This is a genomic window from Nocardiopsis sp. NPDC007018 (assembly GCF_040635075.1).
GTDB lineage: Bacteria > Actinomycetota > Actinomycetes > Streptosporangiales > Streptosporangiaceae > Nocardiopsis.
This window is the reverse complement of record NZ_JBEYHA010000005.1, coordinates 101164-120195: the sequence shown is the minus strand read 5'-3', so window position 1 is coordinate 120195 and position 19032 is coordinate 101164. Positions and strand designations below refer to the sequence as shown.

The window sequence follows — 19032 nt, the reverse complement described above, 5'->3', positions numbered from 1 at the left end:
ATCCTCACCTTTCCCTTTCACATCGTCTGAGTTGCCGGGGCTGCTCACGAGGTGTCTTACATCAGTAGGTCAGCAGGACCTCCTCATCAGAGTTGACCGACCCGGCAGAATCAACTCCGCGCAAAGCCACCTCCAACTCCAAAAGCTCGCTGTAGGAGTCGACCTGGTAGGCGGTCTTCAAACGGAAATAATCCTGATAAGCCTGCGTGGTGTTATTCATGATGTCGTTCAAAGGTTGCATCGCCTGGCTCGAGCGCCCGTACTCCCTGAGGTCACTGCCATCAGTCAAGCTCCAGTCGATGTCGTTCGCGGAGAACTGATGATCACCCTGAGTGTCAGATTGGGCCTTTTCGTTAAGGAAAGTGATATAGGAACTCTGCCCATCAGGCATGATCCCCTCCAAATAGCCCTCTTCAACCGTGCCCAAGCGCCAATCGAAGTCGTATCCGCGCGGATGCACCCAGCCAGCGTTCAGCTTTAGAGTCGAATCTGAATCACCCTCCGCTGGCTGTCCTGTGACCGCGTCCCCTGCAAGTTGAATCGGAATCTCTGGCGGCTCGATGAAGACACCGTCGACGTTCACCCGACCCATTTCGCTCTCATACTCGCTGACGCGAGCAAGTACCGCACGCATCTCCAGCAGCTGCTCATCCATTGCCGCACGAATTTCTTCTTCCTGTTCGGCCACCACGAGCTCGTAATACAGGGAAGTAGGGCTGATCCGGCTGGCTTCCAGGGAACTCGCCTCTTCGATACCGGAGGCACCAGGATTGAGAAAGAGCCGCCACTGGTCGAATTCAGCGAACGAGCCGTCATCCTGCAAATCCTCACGCAGTTCACGACCGGTGCCTTCCTTGTAGACCAGCTCGCTGTTGGCCCGCACGGTCAGACTCATGATCTGCTGAGTGAATGGTGCGTCGGAGTCGAGCACCACCCCCAGGTAGCCAGATGATCCGAAGGAGACGATCGATCCCGTGATATTCGTGTTGAGCGCCTGGGTATCGAGCCGCTCAGAGGACCCGGTGAGAAAAGCCTGGTAGTTCGCCGCGTCCGCTGAGAACGATCCTGCGTCCGCATTGCGGAAGCTCATCAAAACCAAGGCTCGGGTTCCAGCACTGTTCCTGTAGATCCCCGAGACATCACCTGAGAGTTCGGTTCTGGACGTGGTGAACGAAGTCGTGTAGAGAGCTGTCTCATCCATCCGGGATCTGTTGTTCACGGTGGCGGAGGCGATGGTACCGACCAGGAGCACGGCAAAAGTGACGGCGAAACAGGTGGTGATGACCCCAAAACGCTCGATGGCATGATGGGGGCCCAGCTTCATTTTCGCAGCATACGTCGTTATAGATTCCTTCAGGCTCATGATGACGTACTCCCGACATATGACTCGATCATAAGTTGGCGCTGTGGAATACACAAAGGGTCGACGGCCATAGCGCCGCCGACCCTCACCAGTACCTATCGATACACGACCGTGCTAAAGGGTGTTGATGTACGGCGGCTTATCTCAGTTGATCGATCCCGAGAACGATCATGCCACCACCCAAATCCTCAATGGTGGTCTTACCACCTGCGGCGATACTGGAAATCAAGTTGAACCCGCCGACCATGAGCGCACCGCCGATAAGGATCAATGCGATGATCTTGACCCAACTGGTCTGGTCCTGCTGGGAGGCCATGAGTTTCTTGATGAGCAGGACCCCGCCCCAGACGACGCCTGCGGTTCCCATAAGCACGAGCAGAGCTCCGCCTGCGCCCTGTACATAACTGGTAGCGCTTTGCAGGAAGGAGAGAAGGTCCCATGACGCTGAAGGGAGATGGGTCATGTTCATGTTTGCTTGTCCTTGTCCTCTGGTCCTGGCCTGATACGACTTGCGGGGGGCGGCGGCTAGATCTCACAGGCCTGGAGCACTGGTGAGGGGCCCAGCACTTGGGGTTCGAATACAGATACCGATACAGGTTGTCGGAAGCAGATTCTAACGGCGGCGAGTTGCCGCCGGCAAGTTTGTCTACTCTTCCTTGAGCAGGGTTACGAGTACCTTCAAGATCTAGTTTTCGTCCTCCCCCCGAGCGAGACAGCGTAGATCCGTCGACGCCATTCGTGACAGGTTCCAGGCCTTCGATCACCACAGACGTCGCTTCTTGGTGGGCTTAGGTGCTGAGGCCCTGCCTGGTCCCGGCTTCTTCGCCCCTGCACCTGATCCCGTACTCCCACCGGTACCACCGCCGGGTGAACTCGTTGCATTGGGCAGGGTTCTTCCCCCCTGCGAAACCTTGTGGCCCCGGCCGCTCTGCGCTTCGTGACTGGCACTGGTCTTCCCGCTGTCGAGGGACGACTGCCCCGCCTGTTGCGAAGCCCTATTGGCCGCGGCGTTCATACGGTTGGCCTTATCAGCCTGCATCACGGCCTTACGTCCGTGCTCCAGAGCTCCCTTGCTATCTCCGCTCATACCACGCACAGTCCCCGCAGCAGCGTTGCCCACTGCCTTGGTTCCCTCCACCGCGGCACCCGCTCGACTCTTGTCGGCGTCGGCGTAGCGTTGAGCGGAGTCGTCCACGGACTTGGCCAACGCCTCCGAGGGGTCATCGGAAAGACCTTCGGATTCCACCCGTCTACCGAGTTGAGCCTGTCCGTCGGCTTCTCGATCTTCTCCATTGGAGCCGAGACCTGAGCCCGAATGATCATCACCAGCGGATGAACCGCCCGGGCCCTCCAAAGTGCCGTCCGTGTCAACGTCTCCGGTAACCGTGCTGTTCGAGGAGGCAGGTCCGCCACTGGTACCGCCGGCGCTCGCCCCACTTCCACCCTTCGCGGCACCGCCGCTCATGGTCCGGCTAGCGCCTCCACCCTTCATCCCCGGAGAGGCACCACCCGGCAGCCTCCCACCGGTTGCGCCTGGAGCCCCACCACCTCCCGCACCACCCGACTCGCCGGTGAACTTCTCAACAAGTTTGCTGCTGGCATCCTCCACGGCCTTCACCATGGTCTTCCTCAGACGCATCGCCATAACGGTGAGCAAGATGATCACGAGGATCGAGACTGACGTGATGATCATCATGATGAAGCCTCCGCTCGCCAAAAAGGCAAGGAACGCGGCTTCTTGCATCTCGTTACTGTCAAGGAGTTCGACGAACGGGGCCTGAATAATCGACGGAATGCTGAGCAAGAACTCCTGTACAAACATGTACAGGAACAAGGTGATGACGACTTCCATGAGCAAGGCGATCGTGTAGACGATGACCTTTGTAATACCAGAGATCACACCCAGCGTCGCAAAGGGCACAGCCGTGATCAACTGGAAGCTTCGCCGGAGATTTCCCATAATCATGGCGAAGGCGTATCCGTAACCGATGACCACAAAGGCACCCAGCACCACCACTGCATGAAGCCAGTAGACAAGGCTCATCAGCCCGCTTCCCACCAGATTCACGGAGTTGTGAATCGACCTAGTCGCTTCACTCGTGGTCTTACCTGAAGAGTATGCGGTATAGGAGGTTTCCCCGAAGTCAGTATTCAGATAGTTGTACATGGCCATGGGGGAGAGATTGCAAGGCCTCGGGCTACCCCTGGCGCTTAGGTTCAGGCCACAGTCTTGAACATCATCACCCTGGGTAGAGAAGCTAACGTTGTCCGTTCCTCGATCACTATAAGCCACGAGTCCGGTTCCCGGAGCGACGGCGAGCAAAGGGTTTTCTTCAACGGGAATCAGATTGCCCTCGGTTTTGACGACATCTTCCGGATCTCCAATGTACTCTTCGAACCAAGTGCGTTCATTGCTGCAGTTCTCGGGCACATTGCCTTCCGCGTCGGGCTGGCAACTAGTCGAGGACTCTCGCAAAGTGGACTTAGCCTCGGTCTCGAATGAAGATCCCAGAACATGAGAGTTCCTCATGTAGCGTTTCAGCATGTCCGAGATCTCTTCATACTTTGCTTCGCTAAGATCAGGCTCCTCCCCGCCCAGGGCGGTCCCGCCCCAGATCTCGTCCGCATCGGATCCCTGAGGAACTAACTCTCCCTCCATTTTCAGGACTTGAGCGTTGATGAGAAGTGCGAGATCCCGAACGCTGGTCTGAGACCGACCGGAAGGGGAACTCGAGTAGTGGTTCCACTCAATGAATACCCCATGAGACTGATCGGGGATTCGCAGCCGTTGATCCGTTGCCCATCGTTCGAAATCCACGAAGGTTGAGAGCACAACACGAGTCCCCCCGCTCGTCTGCCCTTCAGTTGCAACCTCCATAGCATTGAGCATCCCCGTATACATGGATCCGAGAAGAGGGAGTCCCAGAACCAGAAAGAGCAATCGGATGACAAGCTTCTTGAATACCCCTCCTTTATTCAACTTCTGGAACATCATGATTCCCAGAAGGAAGGTAGCAACGAAGAGCGGCACCATGACCGTCCAGGATATGTTCACCAGGACGAGATACCACTCACCAAACCACTGCGAAATTTCCCCGAGGAACCCTTCGGGCGGTTCGCCTCCCACCATCCCGTCAGCGAATTGAGGGTTCAGCCCATTCACTGCCCAATAGAAGAGCTTGAAGGGATTGATGAAAATCAAAAATGAGATGATCCACGACCACAGGAGGTCCAAGAATGCCATCGCAGTATACAGGAACAGAATGATACCGCCGGCGAACATATTCATAAAGGCGATGGACAGTCCAGTACTGGTGCTATCGAGCCCCAGACCGTTCAGAGTTGCCCCAAAGAGGGCGTAATTTCGAGCCCCGTCGTCACCTTCATGAACTCCGAGTAGAGTATTGTAGCCCACGCTGTCCGACGATTGCGCCACACGTGAATTGAGCCAGCCGGAGATCGGATTATAGTTCTCATCGGCGTATCCCAGCATCGATCCTGCGCTCGCAGGATTGCTCAGGATCTCACTCCAACCCTCCGCGTTGCCCGCGTCAAAGTTGACGGCGCTGTCGGGTTCCTGCGCAGTGGAGAAGAGTGCCGTCAGTGAAGACGAGAGTCGGTAGAACGAAAGCCCGTCGATATCGTCTTCGTTAGCGTGCGCGGTGCCTGTCGATCCCGTCAATAGGATCAGTGGGAGGAGCAACAGCAGTGCCCAGGAGATCAGCCTCCGAGGAAAACTGCTCGGTTCCTTGACCGTACCGGAAGGCTGAGCACAAGCCTCGGCTGAGTCCGGCGTCTGGCGCACACGGGAGAGCCCGATCAACTCCATCGGCGCGTCCTTCTCTCTCACCAGCATCTACCGGCCTCGATTCATTCGACCGGGATTACTTGAAGACAGAAACGCTTGATCCTGATTCTCGGGAGTGGAGTGACGAGTCCGCTTCCTAGACGGTTTGAGACGTTCCCTCTGCTCCGCTAGTTCCGCGTCCAATCGTGCTTCGGCCCCCTGGTCGGCTACGCGTTGTGACCTCTCCTCGGCTCGCTCTCCTTGGGCTGCCACGATCGCCGAGGACTGTTCAGGCTTCACACCATCCTCATGACCAGGCCGAGTCGCCCCCAGGATCTGTGCGCGCCGTTCGGCACGGGCTGGATTGATCCCCAGCGGCAGGTCGAGGTGGAAGACGACGTTGGTGTGCCCACGGCGCAGGTAGGCGAGGTTCTCCCCTCGGGTGGTCACCAGTCGTTCGAGGTCGGGTGGGATGTCCTGGTGCAGTTGACGCTGGTACTCCGTGACTGTCGCGTCGCGCATCTGTCCCAGAATCGTCCAGTCAGCCGCGTCGAAGCGGTTGAACTTCGAGTCGGCGAGCATCCTGTCGACGTCGTTGTACAGATAGGCCACCCGACCGCCGCGCAGGAACAGGTGGGAAAACTGTTCGGTGAGATACTCCTTGATACGGTCATCGATATTCTCGGCGCCGTGGATGATCACCGTGTCGCCCAGACTCAGGTTGTCCACGGCGAACCCGATCACGTTCACCAACTGCGCCATGGCCACACCCTTGCCGCGCTTGAGCAGCCGGGAGAAGTCGTACAGGACACGTCGGGCTTCGGAGACCCCATCGATCTCGTCATTGGTGTGGGTGTTGAAGAGATCGCCGTTGTTGTCCAGCAGATCCTTGAAGACCAGACGCAGGATGTTGTAGGCGTGCAGCATCTCGTCATCCCGGGCCGTCGAATTGGCCAGTGCTCGATACTTGGTGTCGAAGTACGAGACGATGTCCTGCAAACGCGGCACCTGTGTGTGCGGAATGCCCACCACACGCAATCGGTCACGGTTGTGCTTCGCGTTTCGGGCCCACATGCCCTTGTCGATGTAGAACTGGGTGAGGGTCTCCTTGAGCGACCCGCGGATGATAGAGCGATCAGAGTCGGTAGTTTCGTAGGCCTGTTCGGCCATCAGAACAACCTTCTCCAAGTGCGCCGGAAAGATCCCGAGTTCGTCTTCGGTCTTGCCGAACATCTCGAACATGTTGATGTCGCCGGAATTCATGTCCAGCCGTGCGGTAAGCCGGTCCAGCCGCGGGCCCAGCTCGTCCATACGCGCGCCGTTGAGAATGATGTGGACGGTTCGAGCGTTGGCCAGCAGGGCCGACTGTGAAATCTTCGACCCCCACATGTCCGGGATGTGTGCCCGATTCAGTACGGGATTGACCCCGCCATCCGCCACGACCACGTGGTGCTCGTAGTCATTGACGTTGAAGAGCACTGCTGAGTTGTTCACGTCTCCGACCATGGAACCGACGTATTCACCGGCCGGATCGTTCAGTCCGTTGGTGACCAGGGAGTGGGACCCGGCAAACTCAACACTGGTGAAGTGAAATCCCTTACCGCGCTTGCGCTCGTTCTTACCGAAGAGGTTGGTCAGCTCCTGGCGCTGCTCTCCGGGATAAGCTGCGACCTTGAGCGTGCCAAATCGATCGATGTAGAGCCGACCGATACGTTCGACGGCGTCATCGAGGACCTCCAGGCTCGGTCCCCGTACCAACAACCGGTTGTGTACGTGCAGATAGCTGGCACCGTCCTGGATCTCACCGGCGACGATCTCCATATCATCGCTGACCTTCGCGGATTTGCGCCGTGAGGTCATGGTTCCGGACTGAGCCTGCTCACCCTCCTCCATCCGATCGAGTTTCTCGACCGTCCGGACCTTTTCCTCGATCCACTTCTCACCCATACGGCGGACCTGTTCGAGTACCACCACCGTGACGCCGTCAGGCAGGCCGACGGGGATACGGTTGATACCCCAGAAGGCGCCGAAATCGTCCCTGGCTCCGTCATCGTGGAAGAAGCCGAGGATACACGCGAAACGGTCGTCAAGTTGGAAGTAGTCACTCCGGAAGACGTAACGTTCTTTGGGCTTGAGGGCGAGCAGAAACGGGTAGTCCGCAAAATTACCGCTCAACTGGCGGGCCTTTTTCTCGGCGGCCTTCCGTTCTTTGGCGCTCATCCCCTCATACGGGTCCTTGTCACCGTCCGGGCTCCGCTCCTCGGACTTCTGCTCTTGCTGAGCCAGATCGGGGAAAAGGGTGCTGAAGCTCGGGGGAGGAGCCACATGTGACGGCTCCTCCTGATGATCGGGAGTGCTCGGGTCGGCCTGCGACGACGCACGGTTGCCTTCGGAGAGCGCTCCGGGCAGATGCCCGTGCGAGGTCCCGGCAGCACTACCTGGAAACCCTGCTCCGGTACTCATGAACGCCCTTCATTCTCTCAGAAATCACTTGGTCCGGCGGGACATCCTGGCCAGGCTCACGGGAACTGCGGCATTGGGTCTCGGGAACGGGATGCGCGATATCATCAGCCCCCATGGATCGATCACCGGGACACGGTATAGATGGTTCTCAACATCTCGTAGAGGTCGTTCGACCCCAGCATCGAAGCCTGTTTGATCATCAGGCTGGAGCCCTCAACCTCGGCCCTCACCAACGCGTGCGCCCGCCTGAGCGCTTCGAGGTTGTCAGCCTTGAGGACGAGATACTGGTGGATGGAGTTGAACTGTCCGCCCACGTACTCCTTGAGGATCGAATAGCGCTCATCCAACAGCTCGAACAGCTCAGGATCGCGGACCTCAAGATTACGGTTGAGTAGCTCCAGGTTCCCGAGCTGCCGGTAGACCCGTTGCGGCTCCTTGGTGGTGACCCAGATGTACTCCACGTCGGTGTCCACCTTGCGCCAGAACGCGTCAACCCTGTTGAGAATGGCCTTCTTGTCTTCGTCGAAAACTAGTACCGAAGCGGAACCCACCACCAGGTAGGCCTGACCGACCGTGCCGTCAAACCATTCGATGTAGCCACTCTCATCGACGTTTTTGACACCCACCACAGAAGAGAAGGCGCTGGGGTCGGAAGTACGCCTGGTAATGACACGGCGAGCGGACCGTGGCACGTACTCCATGAGCGCGGGCAGAGAGCTGAACCGCATCTCCTTGGTCTTCGAGTACTGACCGAAGAACGCGGTGGCTGTCAACCACCAGATGACGACCAGGAGGATGAGCCACCAGTCAGCGTCAGATACGAAGGACGACGTGCAGACCCAGAACAGGACCAACAGGGAAACGGCCCAGAACAGGATCACCTTGGTCGGCTTGGGGCGCATCTGCCATCCGCCGCCGACCAGCGCGATCTCGTGGTCCAGGAAGGACCGGTCCAGACTCGTGGGGATCTTGAAGACGCTCTTGGCCACGCCACACTCCTCTTCCACTCGTAGCCGGGATCACCTTGGTTACTACGAGGGGTCTGCGCTCACGGTCGCCCGCCAGTTTCGCTAGTACTCGGCCACTCCCGCGCGGGTCGTCGACTGACCCGGATGAGATCGGCGAACTGGGGGCCGTTCTCCATGGTCACTACGGACGATCGATGCGGCGGTGCCGCGCCTCATCGTCGGTGTTCGACGTTCCTACCGCCCGCTTCCGCGGGCTTCGGGACAGTGGACCTTGACACCCTACTCAGGAGCGTAAGCAGGAAAGAAGGAGGGGGTTGGGGGAAGAACGGGAGCTCCTGCGGCGAGGGGAGCGAAGTTCGGCGGGCTCAGTCGATGGGAGTCCACGCGCACCCACACCTCGGGTCATACACGAGCTCAAGCGGTCTGCTCTGGCAGCGGGAGTACCGCTCCCGCTGCACACTCTCAGGGGGAACATCGTAATCGGGGGTGAGTCCCACTCCGTTTGTGGGGCGAACTCGAACTTCACGGGTCTGCTTCTCCGCTCTCGTACCCACACGGCTAGGTCGCCTTGCGTGGTGTGAGTTGCGCTTCGCGTATCCGCGGTTCTCATTTTGACAGGATCTATCTCCCCTTGCGGATGTCTCTTCCGCTCTCAGCCACGGCCACAGTCGACACTTCTCGGCATTACCCGAGGTCACCGGTAGGGCAGGGACCATCGACCACGTCGGATCGCCAATTGGCCGGAAGCGGCCACGTGTCACCCTTCACTCATGACACACTGACCTGCTAAGAGCGGTCCTGGCTCAGGTGTGTGCGCCAACGAAGGAGCCCGACCAGCCTTACTGCCGCTCGGCTGCCGTCGGATCGACTCCCCACAGTGCGCATGGGCATTGAGACTTCGCGCAACCGTGCCGCCGGGAGAGACGCCGTCTTAGTGATCGCGGAGACCCGAATCGCCCACGTTCGCCGATGATCACCAGCGTGGAGTGCGCACAGGTGAAGGAGGTGTTCGTGGACGCCTCTTACCTTCCCGCCAGCAGGCTTCGCTTCCGTACCCCCGGCCCGGCTCCGGTCTACTCAGCTCCTGCGAGGTCACCCTTGATAGCCCTGATCTTCGTGTAGATCGACCGCCAGGCCGGAGCGAACTCGGCGAACCGCGCCGACTGGTGGGTGGCACCCCATCGGTCCAATGCACACGATCGCCGTTTGCTGTCACCTCCGCTCATGGGCGCACGCTGTCCCCGTCAGCCTGCGTCTGCTCAGGTCGTCGGGGGGAGGTCATTTCGCAGCACAGGAAATGTGAGGTGTTCGTTCCCCATCTCACAGAGTGCCGAAATACGGAGCGACATCCATGGTGACACGGGGCATAGGGTGGCGTGCAACACAGAAGAACACAGGGGAGGTAGAACCGATGTCCCTGAACGGAACCAGGAGGCGAGGCCAGCGCTCCCTCAGCCTGCGCCGTCTCATAGCCGTGGGTATCGCTGTGGCGATGCTATGGGGACTCTTCTGGCTCATCTTCCAGTCAGGATTAACAGATCCAGTAGTGGAATTGGCCGACCCCGTCATCGATCATCTGATCGCGATGATCAACGAGCCCCTAGGGATTGATTGGGGAGGACGGCTTCTCGCGATCGCGGCCATCATCATCCCTCATTTGCTGGTGCTGCTCTTCATCTTCGATGAGAGGTAGGCCCCAGTGTGAAAGGTGTGTGGAAGTGATCGGCCCCCTTCCACACACCTTCATTTCCTCACCTGAGTGACCGGATCATCTCCCGCCACTACCAGAAACAGGGCACTATCTCATTCATCCGGGAACCCTTCCATATCGATGGGCTGATTCGGGTCCGCGATACCTCCCTCGCGGGAGATGCGCTCCTGGACCTGCTTTTGCAGATCAGCCCAGCGCTCATCGTCCTCACCTGGCACGAAGCCGAGCAGTTCCTTGAGATTCAGGGCATCCACAAGGGATTCTTTCTGCTCTTTCGGCTCTTCCATTTTGGCGCCTCTCTGCGTTAGTCTTCTCTATACTACGTACCGACCGGGCGTCCACTCAGGCTCCAGGAGTCAGATCCGCATCCTCCTTCTGGCCCCGCTTCTGTGCCTGAGGAGCCACCCCCTCTGATTTGCCCGCCAATTCCTGCATGTGTCGAATGAGATCCTGTGGTTTGTTGGAATTTCCATCGGACGATCCTCCGCTCTCCTGCGGAAGGGGCTCCTGCGCCTCACCCTGAGGTTCTTTCTGGTTAACGGCCTCGTCCGGCGAGATCGGACCCGGAGGCTCTTCGAGAGCGGGTTCGGGTGCTGTGGCGGAATCCTGGGGCTCCACTGTGGACACGACCTCCGCATCCTGCTCAGAGCGGCCTTCCCTGATGAGCCAAAGGACGTCCTTCATGGCGCCCGTCGCTCTCGCGGTGAAGCCTTCAGGTAGGACCTCGTGAAGCCTTTCCGCCTTGACCGGATGCCGGTTTGTATAGGCCTCCATCGCCGCGATCACCGCTTGAGGATAGGCGTCATTCGGATTTACTCCATCGGCCTTCATCGCAGCAGTGGCTTCACGGCTGCGCCCTGCCCGAGCTCGCGCGTCGGGGTCCTTGATCAATTCAACGAAGCCAGGATAGTCCGCTGTCCCGGCACCATAGATGTGCTGGGTGAGGCGCTTCTCGAAATCGGCCGCGTTGCGAGAGTCAGCGAGGTCTCGGTAGATGCTCTCGCTCAGTTCCGCGCTGTGCTCAGCGGCGCTCTTCGGCCAACGCGCGCGGAGCGGATCTCCAGGAGGGAGCCCCACCTTCTTGCGGTTGTAGATGGCATCCAACTCGGGGTACTTCTTGGCCTCGGTCGCGATAATGCCGTGCATACGGCGGTCAACCTTGGAAGGGTCCAGACCGGAGTCCTGGATACGCTCATCGAGTACGCGTAGTGCGCTGTCGTAGCGCTCCTTGATCCTGTCCTGGTCCGCTCCGGGTTGACTCGCTTGACGATATGCCTTCAGGCCGATGGCCACCTTGAGCAATGCGGCGCTCTTCACGGTCAGCGGCTCGTCGACATGCGGTTCTCGCCGCTGCGTCTCCTCGAGGTTTCTGCGCCGCTCGTCGATCTCATCCTGGCTCAGCTGCGGGGTCTGCTGGTCAGGAGATCCCGCACCTCCCTCGTAGCGCTGGGCCAAGAGCTGCTCCTGGCTGTCGAGATTACCCCTGACGGCTTCCGCCACATCTCGATGTTCGGCTCCCGCATAGGGTCGGTTTCTCAGCGAGGAAAACCACGTCGAGAACGTCGTCCCGACAACCGCAACCATGTCTTTCGCCTTGATTAGGTTCTTGTAGAGAACCATCGTCCAGCTCATTTCCGTCACAAATCGACGGTGGACATCGGAGATGATGTCGTTCTGCTGACCAGGCGTCACTCCATCTGAGAGAATGTCTGAATTCGCGACCCTGTCGAAGACATCCTCATACCTTTTGTCGATTCTCTTCTTGAATTCATCCCTCGTTCCGCGCACGGGATTATTCGCAGCCGAGAACTCTCTGAACCTACGCATCCCGCGGCCGAGAGCTCCTCCCCTCGAAGGAGGACTTTCCGAGGAGACCTCACCCCTCTTTTCCTCCTCCGCCGCCGGATTGGGGTGCGTCTCCGCACCCAAAACTCTACTTTTCCTTCTTGCCACAGACCCATCCTTTCGCTTTCACTTCGATCACAAGTGATCTCGCCTAGATTCCCGGCCGATCGATCCCGACCCGGATGATCCTCTACTCAAAATCCTAGATGGGAATCGAAAATCCGGTCATCTTCCAACCCTCAGGCAAAGTTGCTCATCACCGCACCACGTTGCGAGGGCAGGGGGCAGTGGTCAGGATCAGGGCCCGCAGGCGCACAGGACTGTTAATGCCGGTCACGGGGTTCGAACTCCTCGGGCTTGACTGGAATCGGGAACCAGAACGTTCCCGGCTAACTGCACCACAACCAATCCTGACACCACGGGCGCGGTACATCAACGCTTCCGCACCACCCCTGGGAGCCCGCTGGTAACTCCATCGCCGGCAACAACGGCTCCGACCTCGAATTTCGTCTGCCTGGCCGCCGACCTCCGGAGTAGTACACCGCCCAGCTTCCCGGTATGTGAGCAGAGGGATGGGGGCGAAGACCGGCACCGACCACGAACTTGCCGCCGCTCGCCGGTATCGTCCCGGCGCACCGCTGGCATCTGACTGGTATCGGTCTGAACGGATCGCGGCCGAGCACCCCCCAGACTCTTCAGAAACCGAACCCCCTCTCTTCCGAATCTCGGCCCTCATGTCTCACATCTTCATTTTTCGCCAAATCGGCCAAATATGCTCTCAGATTATCTACCTCACGCCTGTTGAAGATGGGTTCCACCCGTCGGACAGCTTTCGGCGCGACTTCCATAACCGAGTTCGCCCCGTAGTGAGACTTCGGTTCTTGCACCCCCGGAAGGCCCTCCCCCTCCACGAATGCCATGATGCGAACCCGCGCGAGCGCGGCAAACTCAGGAGACATGTCCAACTTCGGAGGCGATTCCGTGATAGCTCTCTTAAAGGATCTCCTAAATATCTCTCCCTGGACTTCATCGCCGATCCAGTCCTGCCTGAGCCCCATCCGGAGAGGGGAGTTGGGGGCTCGAGTCGCATTGCCGAAATCCCGAAAGACTTTACGGAGATCCTCCTCGTTATTCACGTCCGAGAATCTTTGGCTGAGAGTTTTGAAAATATCACGATAGTGTGCCTCGGGGGTCATTGTGGGGCGCAACGTGAGCTCTTGCATAGGCACGATGCGTTCACCCGTCTCCGATGCTGACCCAGCCAGCTCACCATGCGCGGTTTCTTTGAAGATGGGTGAGAGCTTCGGGTCCCTCTTCACAATGTCACGCGTTTCGGCGTTCACCTGCGCCTGCAGGCCTGCTGACTCCGTGCACCTATTGAGAAGTCTCAGGCCCTCTCCATATTTTTCTCGAATCTTCTCATTTCCAGAACCAACTCTGCGCGAAGCGTCATAAGCGGCCCGGGCGAGACCCACCGAGATCTCTGCGATTCTTTTCGCGGAGCGGACAGGAGTTCCGTTATCGAGCAGCAGCAGCTTCCTCACTTTTCTGGGCCAGGTCGATGAAATCGAACTACTGAAATCGGGGATACCGCGATGGGGGTTCTTGTCAACCAAAGCCGATTTCCTTCACGTATGCTCGTATGGCGCTTGAGTGAGGTCTGAACAGCGAGTGCTGCGGGGGCGACGTCGAGGAGTCATCCCGCGCCGAGCACCCTGGCGAGAATCGAAGTACCTGGCGATTTGTTTCACGTTCACATTTGCCCGAACGCTGGTCCCGGCATAGAACTCCCTAGACGAACTCGGGATTCATTTCGCCCAATCCCATGCTATCCCGGACATGACTCTCGTCTACAACTCCTTCGAGAGGGAATCTTCCTCCCGGCTTTCCCTAGTTACCTCTGGCCCACCGTTGACGAGGTCGAATCGCATCAGCCGAGTAGCGCCGAGGCCATCGACCGACCGAGAGAAGCGACAAATCGGGCGCCGACCTCGGCTCCCTGGAGCCTGCCGGCTCTAGTAGCTTCCCCACATGCGAACAGAGGGATCGGCGCGAAGACCGGAACCGGCCGCCTCGGCCCCACCCGCTACCCGCGTGCTGGTACCTGACCTGGCGCGCGGGGTGATGCTCCTCCTCATTGCGATGGCCAACACCCGCTACTGGTTCTCGCCGGACCCCACGGCTTCGGCGGCGGTCGACGGGATCGTCTCCGGGCTGCTGTTCCTGGCGGTGGACTCCCGCGTGTATCCGCTGTTCTCGCTGTTGCTCGGGTTCGGGTTGGCCGTGCTCGCACGCCGGTTCGTCCAGGAGGGGGTGGACGCGGGGCTCGACCGGGTGGCCGCGCGGAGGCGGGCCGTCGCGCGGTTGCGCGGGCGGGGCCTGTGGCTGGTGGCGTTCGGCGGGGTGCACGCCCTGGTGTTCGCGCAGGACATCCTGGGGGTCTACGGGATCGTCACGGTGCTGGTCGCGGGGGTCGTCACCACTCGCCGGTGGCGGGTCGCGCTGGTGGCGGGTGGTGGGGTCTGTGCCCTTTCCACGCTCTTCCTGCTGGCGGTGGGCCCGGAGTCGGCCCTGGAGCGGGGGTACGGCGCGGCCGCCGGTCTGTTGTTCGAGGAGGGGGTGCTCGGGTTCGCCACCAGCCTGGCGCTGTGGGTCGTCGTGGCGCCGGCGACGGTGCTGACCTCGATGGTGCTGCCCGGTGTGCTGGTGGGCGCGTGGCTTGCCGGGAGGGGGCCGGTGGAGCGACCGCACGAGTGCCGGGGACCGCTCGCGGTGCTGGTGCTGGTGGGGCTTGTGGTGCCTGTTGTGGTCACTCCGCTGGTCTGGGCCGGTATGGACGGCACCGGAGCCGGGGCCCGGGTTCTGGTCGCCTGGCACCAGGGGCTGGCCGGGCTGGTGGCGGGGGCCGCGTGTCTGGCACTGGTGGCTCTGGTCGGCTCGGTCCGCGGCGTCGGAACGGGTGTGGTGGGCCGGGCGCTGACGGCGACCGGGAGGCGGTCTCTGTCCGCCTACCTGGCGCAGACCGTGCTGTTGGCGTGCGCGGCCGGGGTGTCGCGTCTGGGGGGTGTCGACTCCTTGGCACTGGTCGGGCAGTTGGTGGTCGCGCTGGTCGTCTGGTCGGTCACCGTACTGCTGTGTCGGTTGGCGGAGCGGTACGGGGTGCGCGGGCCCGCGGAGCGGCTGCTCCGTCAGCTGGCGGCCGCGCGCGGTTGACGGCCCGGGTGGACGGCAGCGATCGCGGCGGCCGCGCCCGCCAGGACGACGCAGAACACGGCCGGGGTCGCCAGCGCCGTGACCAGGGATACCGGCACCAGGGCCGACGCCAGGTTGAACAGCGCGTGCAGGAGTATGACCGGCCAGATCCGGTGCACGTGCTCGTAGACGAACGCCAGCAGTACCCCCAGGGGGAGGGCGACGGCGATCTGCACCGGGTTGCCGTGCAGGACGGCGAAGATCGCCGAGCTGGCCAGGGCCGAGGCGAGCACCGTCCAGCGGCGGCGTAGCAGCGGGTAGACCAGGCCGCGCATGAGCGCCTCCTCGCCCGCGGGAGCCGCCACGACCAGCGCGAACAGTAGGAGCAGCACCGGGACGGCGTTCTGGGCTCCCTGGACGGAGTCGAAGGCCGAGGAGCCGTAGCGGGCGTGAATCCAGACGGCCAGCGTCTGGCCGCCGACGAAGCACAGCACCAGGCCGAACAGGACGAGCCCCCAGAACCCGGGGTCGTGCGCCCGGACGGAGGGTGGAGGGGGTGTCCGGGTGCCGCGCTGCCATCGGCGCCAGAGCGCGACAACGGCGAGGGTCACCAGTCCGGAGACGACCGCGCCGAGCACCGCCGAGCCCGACAGCAGGGCCGCCGAGAGCGAGACGGCGGCGTACAGGGCGAGTCCGCCCGCGCACTGGGCGGTGATCGCCCACCAGGAGGACGACCGTTCGGCAGGGGTGGCCGTACCGGGCGCGGCCACCTAGGCGTTCTCCGCTTCGTCCGGGGCCGGGCGGTTGGCCGCGGCGGCCTCCCGCTCGGTGGTCACGTGCACGATCTGCCGTACCCAGGAGCCGTCCTGGTAGCGCCGCACGCCCTGTTCGGGCGGGCACATGACGAGGATGCGCAGACCCAGCTGTTCGGCCTGGTCGAGGACGAGTCCGGGCAGGGTTCCGATACCGAACTCGGCCTGGGGTGCGCCGTCCTCGCGCACGGTCGGGATGAGCATCAGGTTGGCGTCGAGCGCGGCGATGCGGTCGGGGTCGACCATGACCGTCCCGTCCGCCGCGTCGCGCAGGCGGGGGGCGTCGGCCATGGTGACGTCCTCTCCTGGGACCCGGGCGGGCTCGGTGGCCGGGTCCTCGCCCGGGGTCAGCTGGCCGAAGTCGAGCAGGTCGTAGGGGACGCCCGCTCCTTCCAGGGCCAGGGCGACGGCGACTCCGGGCAGCGTGGTCAGGTCCACGACGCCGCGTTGGAGGTCCAGGCTTCCCACCAGGCGCGTCACGGTCTCACGCAGGAGGAAGGTCGTCGCTCCGGGGTCGGCGACGAAGGCCACCGTCCTTTCCACGCGCGGTTCTTCGGTTGCGGCGGTCTCGCTGATGGTGTCGCTCATGAGTGGTGTCCGTACGGTCCGGGGATGGTGTCGCGCCCGCTGGGGCGTGGGGGCGTCGCCGCCGTTCCGGTCGACTCCCGCGCAGGGGAGCGGCCGCGGCGCGGTCGTCGGTGCGGGGGTGGACCACGGCGGGCGGCGGGCGGCAACCGGGACCAGCCTAGCTTCCGGTGCCCGGCTGGTGTCCGGTCCCCTGCGGCACCTCGGGCCGACGCGGCCGGGCCGCCGGCAGGCGCCCTCCGGGATTGGGCGCGGACTTCTCCCGACGGGTTCTTGGGTGTTCGGGAATGGCGGAGGTTCCTTTTGTGACCCTGTCCTCTAAAGGTTTCCCGTCCGTTCCCGCCGGAGCGCACGGAAGGGTTTTCCCGATGGGTCCGACCGATGGTGACCGCAACCGGTCAACGTCGGTCGGGGCGGGGAGCCGTGTGCCGGGCAGGCTTACAGTGGGAGTTCCGCCGGCGCCGGTCCCGTCGGCTCCCCGCGTCTTCGGACCGCTCCCCCACCCCCTCAGAAGGGAAGCACCCCCATGCCGACCCCCGGGCGTACCTCCGTCGGCCGTTATGAGCTGCGCGGGAGGCTGGGGCGCGGCGGCATGGGAACGGTCTGGCACGCCTGGGACCCGGCCCTCCAGCGGGACGTCGCTGTGAAGGAGGTGCTGCTTCCCCAGGGGATGTCCGCGGACGAGCGGGCCGAGGCGCACGCCCGCACGCTGCGGGAGGCCCAGGCGACCGCGCGGATCAGCCACACCTCGGTGGTGACCATCCATGACGTGCTCGACCACGGCGACAGCCCGTGGATCGTGATGGAGCTGCTCAGCGGGGCCTCGCTCCAGAGCCGGATCGACACCGGCGGCCCGATGCCGGTCGAGCGGGTCGAGGAGGCGGCGCGCGCCCTCCTCGGGGGCCTGCGGGCCGCGCACGCGGCGGGGGTCACACACCGGGACGTCAAGCCCGCCAACATCATGTGCACCGAGGACGACCGGACCGTCCTGACGGACTTCGGGATCGCGAACGTCGACGGCGGCACGGCCCTGACCCAGACCGGTGTCTACATCGGTTCGCCCGAGTACATGGCGCCGGAGCGCTTCGAGGGTGAGCGCGCCCTGCCCGCCTCGGACCTGTGGAGCCTCGGGGTGACGCTGTACTGCCTCTTGGAAGGGCGTTCTCCCTTCAGGCGCGACAGCATCACCGGGATGATCAGCGCGGTGATGACCGCTCCGGTTCCGAGCCCGTCGAGGAACGGCGCGGCGGACTCGCCCCGGAGCCGGGCCCTGTGCGCCCTCATCTCCGCGCTGTTGACGAGGGAGGTGGCGGCGCGGCCCGGTCCCGCCGAGGCCCTGGACCTCCTGGCGCGAGAGGGGTCGGCGGCCCGGGCGCTCGTGGACACGGGGCGCGCCGTGCCCTCGGAGGCGGGTGGACCGGACTCTTCGGGGGCGCCGCCGGTGTCGGGGCCCGACGCCGGGACCCCGGTCCCGCACACCGGTGGAGACGCCGCCCCGGACCGGGTGACTCCGAACCCCGACCGCCAGGTCCCGGTCGCGCCGCCCCGGCCCCCGGACGCTGTCCACCAGACCCCGAGCCCCCTCCACCACACCCCGAACCCCCTCCACCACACCCCGGACCCGACGCACCAGACCCCAAATCCGCACCGGCCCGCGCCGACCCACCCGACCCATGACACGGTCGCACCGGTGCGCCACGCACCGCCACCGACCCACCGGACACCCAACCCCCTCCTCGGCGCACCGGGCGGGTCGGGAACGCCGAGCGGCGCGCACCCTTCCCAGCGGTGGAGCGCGCCACCACCAGCGGGGTATCCGCACGCCGTGGCCGCCCATCGTCCCGCCCCGGACGCGGGCTCCCGATTCCTCGATGGCGTGGGGCACACCGGGAGCGGCTCCGCGACGGACGACGCGGAGAAGCCCGCCGCGGTCCTCACCGCCATGGTGATGCTGGGGATCAACGCGCTGGTGCTGTTCGTACTCACCGCGGTGGGGTTGGGAAGGGTCGGAGACGACGGTGCGGACACGTCGTGGGGCGGCGTGGTGTTCCTGGGGGTGTGGGGTGTGCTCTCCGCCTTCGGCGTCTTCGGTGTGCTGACCCGGTCGCGCCTGGTGTTCGCCCTGGTGGTGATCGGGCAGGGGGTCGGGGCGGTGTTCCTGGCGATGAGCATGTTCACGGTGTTCATCTACACGCCGGAGCTGATGGTCGTGTACACGCTGATGCTGCTGTACACGCTGGGGATCGGCGGACTGTTGCTGCTGCCTGGCCGATCACGCGCCTACTTCGGACTCGGGTAGCCGCGGT

13 protein-coding genes are annotated in these 19032 nt (G+C 62.5%); 3 read left to right on the top strand and 10 right to left on the bottom strand.

All coding sequences use genetic code 11. The annotated features are described in order from the left end of the window. Positions 1–61: 61 nt before the first annotated feature. The 5 genes from ABZ635_RS04230 to ABZ635_RS04210 form a co-directional block, all read right to left on the bottom strand. Positions 62–1363 carry a hypothetical protein gene (locus ABZ635_RS04230; RefSeq protein WP_357758642.1) on the bottom strand — a complete coding sequence of 434 codons (1302 nt, stop codon included), beginning with the start codon at positions 1361–1363 and terminating at the stop codon, positions 62–64. A gap of 139 nt (positions 1364–1502) precedes the next feature. Further along, entirely contained in the window at positions 1503–1832 is a 330-nt protein-coding gene (locus tag ABZ635_RS04225; RefSeq protein ID WP_357758639.1) for a hypothetical protein, read from the bottom strand. Between the two features lie 291 nt (positions 1833–2123). After that, positions 2124–5219: a hypothetical protein gene (locus ABZ635_RS04220; RefSeq protein WP_357758636.1), complete on the bottom strand. Its 3096-nt coding sequence runs from the start codon at positions 5217–5219 to the stop codon at positions 2124–2126. After that, positions 5220–7613, bottom strand: a complete 2394-nt coding sequence (locus ABZ635_RS04215; protein ID WP_357758633.1) for a hypothetical protein — start codon at positions 7611–7613, stop codon at positions 5220–5222. A 122-nt stretch (positions 7614–7735) separates the two neighbouring features. Further along, positions 7736–8602 (bottom strand): hypothetical protein, encoded by an 867-nt coding sequence (locus tag ABZ635_RS04210; protein WP_357758631.1) that lies wholly within the window; start codon positions 8600–8602, stop codon positions 7736–7738. Between the two features lie 1390 nt (positions 8603–9992). Here ABZ635_RS04210 and ABZ635_RS04205 point away from each other — a divergent pair. Next, positions 9993–10274 carry a hypothetical protein gene (locus ABZ635_RS04205; protein ID WP_357758628.1) on the top strand — a complete coding sequence of 94 codons (282 nt, stop codon included), beginning with the start codon at positions 9993–9995 and terminating at the stop codon, positions 10272–10274. Between the two features lie 110 nt (positions 10275–10384). On the opposite strand, the gene ABZ635_RS04200 is transcribed toward ABZ635_RS04205, so the two are convergent. The 3 genes from ABZ635_RS04200 to ABZ635_RS04190 form a co-directional block, all read right to left on the bottom strand. Beyond that, complete coding sequence (locus ABZ635_RS04200; protein ID WP_357758625.1) at positions 10385–10579, bottom strand: hypothetical protein; 195 nt, start codon at positions 10577–10579, stop codon at positions 10385–10387. Positions 10580–10634: 55 nt separating this feature from the next. Further along, positions 10635–12080 carry a hypothetical protein gene (locus ABZ635_RS04195; protein ID WP_357758622.1) on the bottom strand — a complete coding sequence of 482 codons (1446 nt, stop codon included), beginning with the start codon at positions 12078–12080 and terminating at the stop codon, positions 10635–10637. A gap of 752 nt (positions 12081–12832) precedes the next feature. Then, complete coding sequence (locus ABZ635_RS04190) at positions 12833–13753, bottom strand: hypothetical protein (RefSeq protein ID WP_357758619.1); 921 nt, start codon at positions 13751–13753, stop codon at positions 12833–12835. Between the two features lie 478 nt (positions 13754–14231). On the opposite strand from ABZ635_RS04190, the gene ABZ635_RS04185 reads away from it, so the two are divergent. After that, complete coding sequence (locus ABZ635_RS04185; RefSeq protein WP_357758616.1) at positions 14232–15350, top strand: DUF418 domain-containing protein; 1119 nt, start codon at positions 14232–14234, stop codon at positions 15348–15350. Here ABZ635_RS04185 and ABZ635_RS04180 read toward each other — a convergent pair. Continuing rightward, positions 15326–16099, bottom strand: coding sequence for a type II CAAX endopeptidase family protein (locus tag ABZ635_RS04180; RefSeq protein WP_357758614.1), 774 nt, complete (start codon positions 16097–16099; stop codon positions 15326–15328). The genes ABZ635_RS04185 and ABZ635_RS04180 overlap by 25 nt on opposite strands. Then, positions 16100–16729, bottom strand: coding sequence for a hypothetical protein (locus ABZ635_RS04175; protein WP_357758612.1), 630 nt, complete (start codon positions 16727–16729; stop codon positions 16100–16102). Positions 16730–17252: 523 nt separating this feature from the next. Between ABZ635_RS04175 and ABZ635_RS04170 the strand changes: the two genes are divergently transcribed. Next, entirely contained in the window at positions 17253–19025 is a 1773-nt protein-coding gene (locus ABZ635_RS04170; RefSeq protein WP_357758609.1) for a protein kinase, read from the top strand. The last annotated feature ends 7 nt before the right edge of the window (positions 19026–19032 follow it).

Excerpts from the sequence above, each read along its gene's own strand:
- ABZ635_RS04200 (WP_357758625.1), bottom strand. The coding sequence starts at position 10,579 with ATGGAAGAGCCGAAAGAGCAGAAAGAATCCCTTGTGGATGCCCTGAAT.
- ABZ635_RS04205 (WP_357758628.1), top strand. The coding sequence starts at position 9,993 with ATGTCCCTGAACGGAACCAGGAGGCGAGGCCAGCGCTCCCTCAGCCTG.
- ABZ635_RS04230 (WP_357758642.1), bottom strand. The coding sequence starts at position 1,363 with ATGAGCCTGAAGGAATCTATAACGACGTATGCTGCGAAAATGAAGCTG.
- ABZ635_RS04220 (WP_357758636.1), bottom strand. The coding sequence starts at position 5,219 with ATGCTGGTGAGAGAGAAGGACGCGCCGATGGAGTTGATCGGGCTCTCC.
- ABZ635_RS04215 (WP_357758633.1), bottom strand. The coding sequence starts at position 7,613 with ATGAGTACCGGAGCAGGGTTTCCAGGTAGTGCTGCCGGGACCTCGCAC.
- ABZ635_RS04175 (WP_357758612.1), bottom strand. The coding sequence starts at position 16,729 with ATGAGCGACACCATCAGCGAGACCGCCGCAACCGAAGAACCGCGCGTG.
- ABZ635_RS04170 (WP_357758609.1), top strand. The coding sequence starts at position 17,253 with ATGCCGACCCCCGGGCGTACCTCCGTCGGCCGTTATGAGCTGCGCGGG.
- ABZ635_RS04225 (WP_357758639.1), bottom strand. The coding sequence starts at position 1,832 with ATGAACATGACCCATCTCCCTTCAGCGTCATGGGACCTTCTCTCCTTC.